Source organism: Paenibacillus sp. UNC217MF (genome assembly GCF_000686865.1).
Lineage (GTDB): Bacteria > Bacillota > Bacilli > Paenibacillales > Paenibacillaceae > Paenibacillus_B > Paenibacillus_B suaedae.
Map to the genome: position 1 here is coordinate 58492 of NZ_JMLT01000025.1, position 13716 is coordinate 72207.

A 13716-nucleotide genomic window follows, 5' to 3' on the forward strand; every position below is an offset into this window, starting at 1 on the left:
CCTAACCTAACGCCACAGCTAATGCTTCAGCAACCGTATTTACTCCAATAATCTCAATATTGGCAGGCGGCTTCCAGCCGCGCAAGCTCTTCTCTGGTAATATAATGCGCTTGAATCCAAGCTTCTCTGCTTCCTTCACTCGCTGTTCTGCACGAGATACCCCACGCACTTCACCAGTTAACCCCACTTCGCCAAAGACAACATCGAATGGTTGTGTCGGCATATCTCGGAAGCTCGAAGCAATTGCAACCGCCATAGCCAAGTCAACAGCTGGCTCATCAAGCTTAATTCCACCCGCTACATTCACGTATGCATCCTGATTTTGCAGGAACATTCCCATTCGTTTCTCCAGCACCGCAATAATAAGCGCCAGACGATGATGATCAATCCCTGTCGCCATCCTCCGCGGAGACGGGAAGTTCGTCGCCGATACGAGCGCCTGCATCTCAACAAGGACGGGACGGGTTCCCTCAAGGCTGGCTACAACCGTGGATCCTGCAACACCTAGCGGTCTCTCCTGCAGGAACATCTCGGATGGGTTCTTCACCTCGACAAGACCGCCCTCCGTCATCTCGAAGATTCCTATCTCATTGGTCGAACCGAACCGGTTCTTTACAGCCCGCAAAATACGATAGGAATGATGCCGCTCTCCTTCGAAATAAAGGACACAATCGACCATATGCTCCAGCAGCCGCGGACCGGCAATCGCACCTTCCTTCGTCACATGTCCAACAAGGACAGTTGCGATGCCCTTCCCTTTAGCGATGCGCATGAATGTGCTTGTGCATTCGCGTACTTGTGCAACACTGCCGGGAGCTGATTCCACCGAAGGTTGGAAGACGGTCTGGATGGAGTCGATAACGAGGAAGTCAGGCTGTGCCGCCTCAAGCGCCTCCTCGATATATTGCAGATTCGTCTCACTGAGGACGAATAAGTTCTCCGACAAGACACCAAGACGGTCTGCCCGCAGCTTCGTCTGACGCATCGATTCCTCACCAGATACGTACAGCACCTTGAGGCCGCTGGCAGCCAGTGCATTGGAAGTCTGCAGTAGAAGTGTTGACTTCCCGATACCCGGGTCGCCCCCCACTAGAATAAGTGATCCAGGAACAACACCGCCGCCCAGTACGCGGTTCAACTCACTAAGTGTCGTAGTGAGTCTAGGTTCACGTCCACTTTCTATGTGTATGATAGATTGCGGCTTTTCTTTCGTTTGAATCAAGGAAGAATGCACACCTGCTGTCTTAATGACTGTCTCCCGCTCTTCCACCATCGTATTCCACTCACCGCAGCCAGGGCATTTCCCCATCCATTTCGGTGTTTCGTATCCACATTCCGTACAGAAAAATTTCGTTTTCACTTTGGCCATGAAGCCGACACTCCTAATCAATATGCTGCAAGTCGTCGGTCGCCATGTCCGCAAACAGGTACCTCGTTACTCATTACTCATTAGTTTACCATTTTTAAGAAGGAGGATAAAGTGCTTTAGCATATCGCAAGCAGAAACAGGCATATGTGGAGCAATAAATAACGAAGAAAAAAAGAACCGTACCTTCCTCCGGGAGGGAGAAAGTACGATTCTTTCCTAAATACTACAGTTCATTATACATGTGCTGTGTTAACCTCGTTGTTGCGCAGGACGAGCAGCTCGCCATCTTTCTCGTCGATGACGACGGCATCGCCCTTGCTGACATTACCCTTCAACAATTCCTCTGACAGGCGATCCTCGATATGCTTCTGAATCGCTCTACGCAATGGACGGGCGCCATACGCTGGATCAAAGCCTTCCTTCGCGAGGAAATTCTTCGCATTGTCTGTCAATTGGAAATCAACATCCTGTTCCTTCAGACGCTTGCGAAGCTCACCAGCCATCAAGGATACGATTTCAGCGATGTGCTTCTGCTCCAAGGAGTGGAACACGATAATTTCATCAATCCGGTTCAAGAATTCTGGGCGGAAGCTCTTCTTCAATTCACCCATCACTTTATCCTTCATGTTGTTGTAGTCTTTGCCTGCATCATCAACTGCAGTGAAGCCAAGCGTAGAATTACGCTTAATTGCTTCGGCCCCAACGTTGGATGTCAGGATGATAAGCGTGTTACGGAAGTCCACTACACGTCCCTTCGAATCGGTGAGACGGCCATCTTCCAACACTTGAAGCAAAATGTTGAATACTTCTGGATGTGCCTTCTCGATTTCGTCCAACAAGACGACTGAGTATGGCTTACGGCGAACCTTCTCCGTCAATTGGCCGCCCTCTTCATAGCCGACATATCCCGGAGGCGCTCCGACGAGACGAGCTGTCGAATGCTTCTCCATGTATTCGGACATATCAATTCGGATTACCGCATTCTCATCACCGAACAAAGATTCGGCCAAGGCACGAGCAAGCTCAGTCTTACCTACCCCAGTTGGGCCAAGGAAGATGAAGGAGCCCATCGGACGCTTCGGATCCTTCAACCCTGCACGCGCACGGCGGATTGCACGACTCACTGCTTTCACCGCTTCATCTTGGCCGATGACACGCTCATGAAGAATCTCTTCCATCTTGAGCAAGCGCTCTGTCTCTTCTTCCTTCAGCTTCAATACCGGAATTCCGGTCCAGCTCGCTACGACTTGAGCAATATCCTCTGGCGTAACTTCAGAATCCACGCGTCCCTGCTTCTCTTTCCACTGGTTGCGAACGGTCTCCAGTTCTTCGCGCATCTTCTGCTCCGTATCACGCAGCGCAGCGGCTTTCTCGAATTCTTGGCTTTGCACAGATGCGTCCTTCTCTTTGCGGATGTCTTCCAAACGTGCTTCAAGCTCTTTCAAATTTGGTGGTACTGTATACGAATGAAGGCGAACTTTCGAGCTCGCTTCATCAATCAAGTCAATTGCCTTATCCGGCAGGAAGCGGTCTGTAATATACCGATCCGAGAGCTTCACCGCTTGCTCAATTGCCTCATCGGTAATTTTCACACGGTGATGGGCTTCATAACGATCACGCAGCCCAGTCAAGATCTGGATTGCTTCCTCTGGAGTAGGCTGGTCAACCGTAATCGGCTGGAAGCGGCGTTCGAGCGCTGCGTCCTTCTCGATATATTTGCGGTACTCATCAAGTGTTGTCGCCCCAATGCACTGTAGCTCTCCACGAGCCAATGCAGGCTTCAAAATATTCGATGCATCAATGGCGCCTTCAGCACCGCCGGCACCGATGAGCGTATGCAATTCATCGATGAACAGGATGACATTGCCTGCTTGGCGGATTTCATCCATGATCTTCTTCAGGCGATCCTCGAACTCACCCCGGTATTTCGTTCCGGCTACAACCGAACCCATATCAAGCGTCATAACACGCTTATCGCGAAGCGTCTCTGGAATTTCATTGTTAATAATCTTCTGTGCCAGACCTTCAGCTACGGCCGTCTTACCAACCCCAGGCTCACCGATAAGTACGGGGTTATTCTTCGTACGGCGGCTCAGTACTTGAATGACGCGCTCAATTTCCTTCGAACGGCCGATAACCGGATCAAGATTGCCTTCCTTCGCTACTGCTGTCAGATCACGAGCTAAGCTGTCCAGTGTCGGTGTGCTTACATTTTGCGACTGTCCATGATGGCTGGATACCGCTTCGCTGCTTCCAAGCAGTTGCAGCACTTGTTGGCGTGCCTTGTTCAAGCTAATGCCAAGGTTGTTCAACACCCGTGCTGCTACGCCTTCTCCTTCACGGATCAAGCCAAGCAGAATGTGCTCTGTACCCACATAAGTGTGGCCAAGCTTGCGCGCTTCATCCATGGACAGCTCAATCACTTTCTTCGCACGCGGGGTATATGCAATATTGAGTGGCTGTTCTTGACCGCGCCCGATCAAGGTTTCGACTTCGTCCTGAATCTTCTCCAATCCGAGGCCAAGCGCTACAAGTGCCTTAGCTGCGATGCCTTCCCCTTCGCGAATAAGTCCAAGCAGAATATGCTCCGTTCCGATATTGTTATGCCCGAGTCGTACTGCTTCTTCTTGTGCCAAAGCCAATACTTTCTGCGCACGTTCTGTGAATCTACCGAACATCATAAGTGTTGCACCTCCATATTACATTATGATTTAGATTTGGATAACGTCTCGCGAATCATCTTCGCGCGATATGAATCCCGATCTTCTTGAGATAATGTCGTGTTGTATTTATATTGTAAGAAGCCTGGCTGTGTCATGACCAATAATTCATTCAGTTGTGACGATTGAATATGCTGCAGGATGCCAAGGTCAGAACCAAGCCTAATGTCGGACAACCGCTGTGCGGCTTCTTTTGAATCCATAATAACTGCATGCTTCAAAATTCCATATGAGCGGCAAATGCGATCCGTAAGCCGCATGCTATTGCTTGTCAGCAGCTGTTCCCGAGCTGCCTTCTCATGCTCGATTAATTGTTTCACAACACTGTACAAATTATCAATAATCTCAGATTCGGATTGACCTAATGTAATCTGATTTGATATTTGGAACAGGTTGCCGATCGCTTCGCTTCCTTCTCCGTATATGCCTCTAACCGCTAATCCAACTTGGGTAACGGCCTGAAGCATGAGGTTAATCTGCTGTGTCATTACCAATGCCGGCAAGTGCATCATCACCGATGCCCGTATTCCTGTTCCCACATTCGTCGGGCAGCTCGTTAAGAAACCTCTCTTCTCATCGAAGGCGTAGTCGATTTGCGATTCAAACACATCATCGATGCGGTTAGCCTGCTCCCAAGCCTCACGAATTTGCAGCCCTGGTGATAGGCATTGAATACGAAGATGATCTTCCTCGTTAATCATGATGCTGGTTGACTCATCCTCACTGACAATGACCGCGCCATTGCGGGACTCATTTGCCAAACTCGGGGATATCAAATGCTTCTCTACTAGAACTTGCTTCTCTGTATCGCTAAGCTCTGCCAGCTCTAATTCATGAAAGTGATTCAATTGCGCAAATTCCGGGTCTTTCATGACTGCTGACAAACGATCCAACACCTCGGCCGATTGTTGATTCGTAGCCAAGATCGGGAACGGCAGTCCACTAATATTCCGTGCTATACGGATACGGCTGCTGATGACGATATCGGAATCCGGACCCGTGCCGCGCATCCAATCGCTTAGGGCTTCTTCAATAAATCGTCGCTCTGTCATCTCGTCATCTCCTTCCAATTCGCACTACTTATTGTCATCTTACTCTCTCGATAGCGCTTGTATCCTAGGTGCTATGAACTGCTTCTCTCCGAATCGCTTGGCGGCTGCTTCTCTAATTCGCGAATACGGTCACGCAAGGTTGCGGCCTCTTCGAACTCTTCACGCAAAATACTGAACTGCAGCTGCTTCTTCAATTCTTCCAGCTCGCGTCTGCGCTGAATTCGGCCTCCCCCACGCTTCGGAATTTTGCCAACGTGAACGGTATTGCCATGTACCCTCTTCAATAGCGGATCTAAGCGCTCACCGAAAAAGGTGTAGCATTCATCACAGCCAAAGCGGCCGAGCTTACCGAACTGTGCATAAGTCAGTCCGCACTTCTCACAGCGCATAGGCTGTGGCTTCGCATCTTCCTTAGCTCCCTGTTTGCTGCCTGTCAGATCAAAATCAAGCAATCCCGACAATAAATTATGGATGGAGAATCCGTTCGCCGTGCCTGGAATCCATTCGCCTTTTTCCCGGGCACATGATTCACAAATGTGAAACTCCGTCTTCTGTCCATTAATGATTTTCGTAAAATGCAGGGTAGCCGGTTTCTGACCACATTGTTGACACACCATAACCGTCTCTCCTCCTTTATAGGTAGCATCCATCTTACATACTTACATCTCTACTTGCTAAGCAGTGCCAGCAGCATCGACCTTAGCAGCCGGGCACGTATCTCGTCGCGGTAGGGAAGCTTTACTGTTATATTGTCCCGAGAAACAGCAGCCCGCAGCAGATTCGCTTCCCGGCGGGAGATGAATTCCGCTTCTTCTAGTTGATAGATAAGACCTTCAGCGGCACTCTGCTCAATCTGCTCCCCAATGGATTCGCACAAATGATTATGAATCGCTTGATGGGCTGGCAAGTCAATTCGCTGAATGCGAATATACCCTCCACCGCCACGTTTGCTCTCAACAACATAACCCTTCTCCAACGTAAAGCGTGTGCTGATCACATAGTTAATCTGCGATGGAACACAAGAGAATTGTTCTGCCAAGTCGTTGCGCTGAATCTCAACGGCACCTTCCGAACTCTCAAGTAATATATGCTTCAAGTAGTGCTCGATTAGGTCGGAAATGTTGCGCATCTTCTCCCCCCTTTCCGCCTGCAGCAGTCTCTATATTAGGTTTAACCAAATATAAGCCTCACTTATTCTAGTTTGGCGCAATATTTTGAACTTTTTTGACTATTAATCTGACTTTGACTTTCTTTGACTTTATTTTTATTATAGCGCACTCGTTTGATTTTGCAACTATTTTAGATCGATTTCATCAGCTATTCTACACGATGATGTGGATAACCTTCTTCTTGGTTGAAAAGCACACGATCATTCCATCTCAATTACGCAATATATTCAATTACACGGTTGATGGTAAGCCCTATTCAAGAAACTCTATATGTGGATACCTGGGAGCTTCTCCACAATCGTGGATAAATGATGGGTTAAATGTGCATAAAGAGACTCATTTATCCCTTCTCCACAGCTTGTTCATTGAGAAATATGCATGGTGTACATTTTACCGCTATGTTCGTCCAATTATTCACATGTGAATAACAAATTGAAACAAGCTAATGAATGATTGCGTTCGTTCCAGTATAAAAACTCCCGCTGCCGTCCTTACGGATGACACGGGAGTGATGGTCGTGCTATTCAGCAATATATTGTAGAGCAAGGAGAAGTCTGGTCAATGCAACTCCCGCTTCTGCTCGTGTAGCGTTGCCGCTAGGACGCAGCGTGCGGTCTTGGTATCCATTAAGGAACCCAATTGAGAGTTCCAGATGATGACCTTCAAGACGAGCAGCATTGACAAGCATTTGCGCCAATTCCTCGCGAGTAATGGATGCATTCGGATGGAGTGATCCGTCACCATCCCCCTCAACAAGCTTTAGTTGCACCGCAGTCGCAAGTGCATCTGCATACCAAGCTGATGCTGGCACATCCTTGAAGGCATCCTTGGACAGTTCCTGTCCTTGGACATCGCCATAGCCTAACGCCCGCACAAGCATGGACGTGAATTCTGCTCGAGTTACCATATCATTCGGGGCAAACTGTCCATTTCCTCTGCCTTGAATAATGAGCTTAGAAGCTAGCAGCTCCATATTTGCTTTCGCCCAATGGCCATTCAAATCATGGAAGCTCGGTGCATACTTGAGTACTGCGAAGATACCGTTAAAATCGTGCTTCATGTTCATTACCGAATGCGATTCGCCCTCAGTGCGCTCCAACCAAGACGGAACGAACGAGAATGTCTTTGTCTTTGCATTATACTTTACAGCTGTCATCTTCCCAGCACTTTGGCTGCTCGGCAGTCGGATAGAGCCCGTTGTAAGAATGCCTGCACGATCAGGAATTGGTTCCTGCTTCCCATCCTGCTCCAAATGCAACTGGAACTGAACAGCTGCCATCAAATGAGCCCCTGGCTGTGTGGATGCCGCAGATGTAAGCACCTTCAGCAATTCAGCCGAAGGCTTCATCATGTGCACGGTGAGCTGTTGTGATGCATTCCCATTGCTCAGATCTGCTAGCTGTTTCACCGGAAGTTGATAGCTGCCTACTCCCGAATCCACCACAATGTTCAATTGCGTATGTTCCTTCATTGCCTGACTCAATTTCTTCATCGGGATTCGAATACGTACGTCTTCTAACTTCGACGGCGCTGTAATTGTCCAAGTTCTCATTTCTGTTGCCGAACCTGTCAAACGAGACATCTCTTCTATATCTTCATTGCGAATGAACAGCTCAACAGTCGCCGTTCCGTCGGCATTCTTCAGAAGATTCAACGTTGTTGGCTCATAACGAACGCCACCCTTCGTGACAGTCATTCCCTTGAATGACTCTTCTGTGCCCTCTTTATGAGCAGCCCCGCCGTTTCGTTCATTGCTGCCATTTTCGTTTTCAGAGCCGCTTCCTGTGTCAGTGCCCGTTTCTGGCTTCGTACCTGGGTCTGTTCCTAGGTCTTTCACGACGACAATCGAGCGCCCGTTTACAGTATTGTGCGGATCATTCAGTTCGTTTGTTACTCCATCCTTGGTAATGAAGAATTTGTACGTATAATCGCCTTTCGCTGCGTTCTTCATTACGTAGATGAACCATTCGTTTGCTGCATCGTACGTCATCGAGTAAGACTTGCCGTTGATCGCAATATCAGCCTGCGTGATCCGATCCTGCGCTCCACTCGCAAACAACGCTTCATCCCGATAATAGAACGCAACCTGACTCTTCTCTTGAACTGGGCCAGCTACTGAAGGCAGCGTCCGAAATGATTCCTGCCCACTATATACATACACTTTGGTTAGCGTGTCATCCACATTCGTCTTAATGAAGCGATTGGCATCGATATCTTTCTCTTCCCAGTTGCCCCGTTTGACGATAAACCCAATCGATTCAGACTCTGGAGCGATTTCAATCATGGCAGTCGCCATTCCTTTGTCAAAATGCTGGAACTCATGACCGTCATCTTTTACACCTGTCTGCCATACCCATAATCCCCAGTTGTCGTATTTCGCGTCTGGACGAACATAGTTGATTTGTACATAGCGCTTCAGAAAAGGCTTAACCACTACCTTCCTCGAGGCCTCTGCTGTTCCAACCCGAGCTGTAATGACCGCTGTTCCTTCCTTCACGCCTGTTACCTTCCCAGCACGGTCTATTCTAGCCACCGATGCATCCGACGTACTCCATTCCGCAGCTGCACCAGACATCGTCTGTCCGAATTGATCCTTGATGGCAACTGTAAATGGTGATATGCGGCCCTCAAAGATTGAATCTGCACCGTTAATGGACAGCGTCGTAGGAACAAGCTTCGCTACTGTCACATTTACCTGTGCCTTCAAATTGCCCGAGGTTGCGGTAAGAACTGCGGCTCCTTCCTTCACTGCTGTTACTTTGCCTCCACTGTTGATGACGGCCACCGCAGCATCAGATGTTGACCATGTTACATTCTCAGTAAACATAGGACGGCCCTTCTGATCACGCACCACTGCTGTCAAACGAGTGCTTGTGCCTGGCTCTAACCCAAGCGTAAGTGGTGCTGCTTCAAGCTTTGACGCTATCGGTGTATAGCCATTCTCCTGATCATACAACACCATCATGGACAATCCGGCTACTTCTACCTTGCCGCCCTTCACCGTACGTATCGTCTTCACTCCAGCAGACGTATGGTCGACAACCACACTCCATTCATCCGCAGTGGGCAGTGCAACTTCTTGCGGAGCAGTCGAACCGTTATAAATGACGGCAATATTGCGCCACGTATCCCCATTTGCATAGTTATTCAGCTTGAATGCGATAACCTGCCCTGATTGGCGATACACATGTAAGTTCGATTTCACATCATCCTTCATTGTCATGCGGAATGCTGTATGTGCTGCTCGCAGCTCGATAAGACCTTTCAAATAATCAAATACTGGCTTGTACTCCGCCTTCTGTTTCCATACGATCTGATTAATTTCATCTGGGCTCTCATAGCTGTTATGATCTCCGAACTTGCTGCGAAGCAGCTCATCTCCTGCATGAAGGAACGGAATGCCTTGTGCCGTAAGAACAATGCCATTTGCAAGCAAGGAACGCTTAACGGTCTCGTTATCCAGTACATTTGACTCCGTCAAGGTTGCGAACGGATTGCGTTTTATGTCCGTATCCTTCCCCTGCGTCTTCAGCACCTTATCCCACAAATTCAAGTTATCATGTGCGGTTACATAGTTAATCGTCTCTGTCGGGGAGGCCGTAAAGTCTGTGATTGCACCAAGCAGACCTTTCACCACATCCGCTTCTTTGCCTTCGGCGCCTGTCGCGAATCCTTTGGAAGCATCGTCACTTCCTCCCTTTATTGCCCCACGTATATTGTCATTGAATACTGCAAACCCTTCTCCGCGCTGCTTGCCCTTCTCGATCTGCAATTCCGCAGCAAGCGGTGTGCTGCCCCCTGACCATGGCTCACCATAAATCATGATGCTCGGGTCAATCTCTCTTAGTTCACGCACGATGGCACGTGTTGTCTGCAGATCGACTAGCCTCATCAAGTCGAAGCGGAATCCGTCTACATTGTACTCCTCAGCCCAGTATTTCACGGAGTCCTGCACGTATTTGCTAACCATCGGTCGCTCTGTTGCTACTTCATTCCCTACACCGGAGCCGTTAGTGAAGTTGCCTTGCTCGTCGCTCCGATAGAAATAACCCGGTACAATCTTATCAAATACCGACATATCCGATTCCAGGCCGGTTACAAATGTATGGTTGTACACGACATCCAGCACGACCCGAATGCCTTGGTCATGAAGCGCTTGCACCATTGCCTTGAACTCACGAATTCGCTTCGCTGGGTCTTCCTGTGCTGCCTTGGTCGTATAGGAACCCTCTGGCATGTTATAGTTTACCGGATCATAGCCCCAATTGAATTTTCGTTCTTTCGAGCTTAGATCATCCACCAGCTTCTCATTTACCGAACCGAAGTCATAGGTCGGAAGCAAGTGAACATGCGTAATACCAAGCTCTTGCAAATGGTCGATCCCTGTCTTTATATCTGGCTTTCCAGGCAAAGTCGTTCCCGTTTCCGTAAAGGCAGTAAACTTGCCTCGATTGCCTAGCGATACGCCTGAATTCTCATGAATTGAAAAATCACGGACATGCAGTTCGTATATGACAGCGTCTGTTGGATTCAGGAATGGGGGCTTCCGATCTCCGTTCCAGTTCTTCGGATTGGTTGCTGCAAGATCAATAATTGCCGACTTCCCGCTGTTCACCGATGCCGATCTCGCATATGGATCAAGAGCATACGTTGTGCTGCCATCTGGGAATTGCAGCTTGTACATGTAATAGGTTCCATGTAAGTTGCCATTCACGTTAGCGGCCCATACCCCTGTAGCTGCATCCTTACGCATCGAGACTTCCCTGCTAGGCACGTCTTTCGCCATGTCCGCTCTATCGTACAAGGCTAACGAAGCTTGTGCAGCCGTAGGCGCCCATACTTTGAAGCTGCTTGAAGTCGAATGATACGTAACACCTAAGTCATCCCCAGCATATACGTAGCTATCCAAAATACCACGCATCTTGATCGGCATATCCCGATACATGTTCTGTGGATTTCCTTCATAGCGTACTGTATATGCCTTTGACACATCATCAACCGGATTGGACAAATAGATCTTCACAGATTTCTCATCTGCGCCCTGAGAGGATACACCCTCCAATTTGGTTGTACCTTCATATGCGGCAAATGCGGAGTAATCCAAGTTCGGAACAATGTCCTTCAATGTAACGCGAACTTCATGATCCTGATCCATCCATGCAGCATGCATAGAAGGCTGAGCCTTCGTTGTAAAGGAAAACTCATATGCTGTGTTCGGTGTATTCGTGTCTTTCCCCGTTGCCACTCCCGCTGGAATAACAACCTTATACTCTGTATAATAGCGCAGCGGTTGACTCAGTGTAACGACCAACTGCTGCTCCTTTATCGTCACATCTATCGGTTGGGTCGCACCTAGCTTATCCTCAAGCGTGATGCCTTGCCCATTCATCTCAATTTGTTCGGAGAAGGTGACGATAATCGGCTTATTAACTGCTACATGCTGCTGTTTATGGGCCGGATCTGTGCTAATCAGCTCCAGAGCGTCACTCATCCCCTTTATCTCGTAATTTCCGGCATATACACGTTGTACATTCGGGTTCGATGATTCATTCCAACTACTTGCTCGTGTATTCCCCGGATCTTCTGGTATTACATTGAATGCACCATGCGTGTCCTCATTTCCGCTTAGAACAACAATTGGACGCAAAACGTCATGATTTTTTAGCTTGAGCTGATGCAGTGGTATAGACGCTTCAAATCCTGACTGTCTGGATACAGCGAATTCTGCTCCTTTGCGATCTCCCCATGTGGATAAAATGGGGGTATTGTAATCCGAGGCCTCATATAAAGCAGCGCCTTCTATTTCATTGTCTTGTTTCAAACGCATCATAAGATGATACTGCGGCTTCTCTGTTGTACCGCTAAAATTATATTGCGCTTTCCATGGGTTGTCCGCATTGCCTGAATCAACCTGATCTACATTAAGAGCAATATCAATATACTGCCCCTTATCTCCCCAATTTGGCAATCGTGCATCTACCCATATATACAGCTTCTTACTATCATTGATCAGTTTGATTGCACCTAGTTTCGTATCGCCATATGTGCTCTCTGTTACTGATGTCCCAAGTGCCTCCACATCGTCCCAGAGATTGTCTTTAACCCCATCAATGATTGGAGCAAAAGTAACCGTAAACGGCTCGCTATAGGTAGATAAGCCGTTCGGGTTCTGTTTCATATTCCAGCCTGTCGCAATTTCATTGTCTGCCGTTTCGGGAATGACATCGAATACACCATGCTCATCCGCGCGATCACCGCTAAGAACAACAATCGCTTTGACGGTGTCATCCAGCTTCAATTGAAGCTTGTTCAGAGGAATTGCCCCTGTCATCACTTTGGCTTGGTCTGTAACTTGGAAGTATGCCCCTTGCAAATCTCCTGTATGAAGCAATGGTGTTGATGAGGCACTCTCATATACAGCCGCCTCGCCGCCTTGCTTCGCTTCCATCACGATATGGAACTTCGGCTTCAGCTGTGTATGGTTATAATTGAATTGTCGTTGATAAGGATTGGTTGCGACTCCGGAATCAAAATCATTGATCTGCAAAGCGATATCAAGATACTGCCATGACTCCGCATGAGCTGCATCGACACGGAAATACAAATACTTTGCATCGCTTGTCAATTTCATCTGATCCAACTTGGCACTATTCCAGCCTGCTGTCGATGACGAGCCTAATGGCTTCACCATATTCCAATCAACAGCCTTCAATGCGTCTTCTGCCGTTGTCTGTTCTGCTGATTGGGGCTGTAGTTGCTGCTTCTTCTCGCCTAAGGAGTCTTGGACTGCAGATGTAGAAAATGCATAAGTCATCCCTCCTCCCCATACTGGCATCAAGCTAATTAGCATGACACCAACTAACATACCAGAGATCGAAGCCTTCCATTTCCTCATGACATATCCCCTCTCCAAATAAATGCAAACGTTTGCATAAATAACAAAAAATAATGATGCTAGATTGATTGTCTTTATCTAATTATGTAGTGGTGCAATACCTCCATAGATAAATCACCCTCAATGTAAACGCTTGCAAAATCAAGCATACTGGTTCGTTTATTCCCTGTCAACCATCCTTAAGACCTAGCCTAAGTCCTTATATACAAAAAGACCACCGTCGAGATATCTCAACAGTGGTCTTTCATTGCTTGGCGACGTCCTACTCTCCCGGGACCCTGCGGTCCAAGTACCATCGGCGCTGGAGGGCTTAACGGTCGTGTTCGGGATGGGTACGCGTGGAACCCCTCCGCCATCGCCACCAAACAGCATTGGCTAAAGCCAATATGAAATTCAAGGTTTGAACCTTGAAAACTGAATGCGAAAGTTAGTGCTAGATGTTCATCCGGGGCCCCCGGAAAGTATTCGGTGTTGCTGCAAAGCTTCACTTCACTTTTTGGGGTTTAATCTT

Annotated in this window: 6 protein-coding genes and 1 rRNA gene; all 7 read right to left on the reverse strand. The window is 48.2% G+C overall.

Annotated features, from left to right (window positions below):
• Position 1: 1 nt before the first annotated feature.
• The 7 genes from radA to rrf all read right to left on the reverse strand — a co-directional run bounded on the left by radA (position 2) and on the right by rrf (position 13571).
• Positions 2 to 1369 carry a DNA repair protein RadA gene (gene radA / locus BP95_RS0114375; protein WP_021252487.1) on the reverse strand — a complete coding sequence of 456 codons (1368 nt, stop codon included), beginning with the start codon at positions 1367 to 1369 and terminating at the stop codon, positions 2 to 4.
• 233 nt (positions 1370 to 1602) lie between these two features.
• Positions 1603 to 4050 (reverse strand): ATP-dependent protease ATP-binding subunit ClpC, encoded by a 2448-nt coding sequence (clpC, locus tag BP95_RS0114380; protein ID WP_021252488.1) that lies wholly within the window; start codon positions 4048 to 4050, stop codon positions 1603 to 1605.
• A gap of 23 nt (positions 4051 to 4073) precedes the next feature.
• Positions 4074 to 5141: a protein-arginine kinase McsB gene (locus BP95_RS0114385; RefSeq protein ID WP_021252489.1), complete on the reverse strand. Its 1068-nt coding sequence runs from the start codon at positions 5139 to 5141 to the stop codon at positions 4074 to 4076.
• A 71-nt stretch (positions 5142 to 5212) separates the two neighbouring features.
• Positions 5213 to 5758: a protein-arginine kinase activator protein McsA gene (locus tag BP95_RS0114390; protein WP_021252490.1), complete on the reverse strand. Its 546-nt coding sequence runs from the start codon at positions 5756 to 5758 to the stop codon at positions 5213 to 5215.
• A 50-nt stretch (positions 5759 to 5808) separates the two neighbouring features.
• Positions 5809 to 6270, reverse strand: a complete 462-nt coding sequence (locus BP95_RS0114395) for a CtsR family transcriptional regulator (protein ID WP_021252491.1) — start codon at positions 6268 to 6270, stop codon at positions 5809 to 5811.
• Between the two features lie 560 nt (positions 6271 to 6830).
• The gene (gene pulA / locus BP95_RS0114400; RefSeq protein ID WP_028532530.1) at positions 6831 to 13205 is read right to left on the reverse strand and encodes a type I pullulanase; all 6375 of its coding nucleotides are present in this window, start codon (positions 13203 to 13205) and stop codon (positions 6831 to 6833) included.
• 249 nt (positions 13206 to 13454) lie between these two features.
• A 5S ribosomal RNA gene (gene rrf / locus BP95_RS0114405) occupies positions 13455 to 13571 on the reverse strand.
• Positions 13572 to 13716: the final 145 nt, after the last annotated feature.

What these genes read in the sequence shown, in the direction of transcription:
- radA (WP_021252487.1), bottom strand. Translation starts at nt 1,369, where the DNA reads ATGGCCAAAGTGAAAACGAAATTTTTCTGTACGGAATGTGGATACGAA.
- clpC (WP_021252488.1), bottom strand. Translation starts at nt 4,050, where the DNA reads ATGATGTTCGGTAGATTCACAGAACGTGCGCAGAAAGTATTGGCTTTG.
- BP95_RS0114385 (WP_021252489.1), bottom strand. Translation starts at nt 5,141, where the DNA reads ATGACAGAGCGACGATTTATTGAAGAAGCCCTAAGCGATTGGATGCGC.
- BP95_RS0114390 (WP_021252490.1), bottom strand. Translation starts at nt 5,758, where the DNA reads ATGGTGTGTCAACAATGTGGTCAGAAACCGGCTACCCTGCATTTTACG.
- BP95_RS0114395 (WP_021252491.1), bottom strand. Translation starts at nt 6,270, where the DNA reads ATGCGCAACATTTCCGACCTAATCGAGCACTACTTGAAGCATATATTA.
- pulA (WP_028532530.1), bottom strand. Translation starts at nt 13,205, where the DNA reads ATGAGGAAATGGAAGGCTTCGATCTCTGGTATGTTAGTTGGTGTCATG.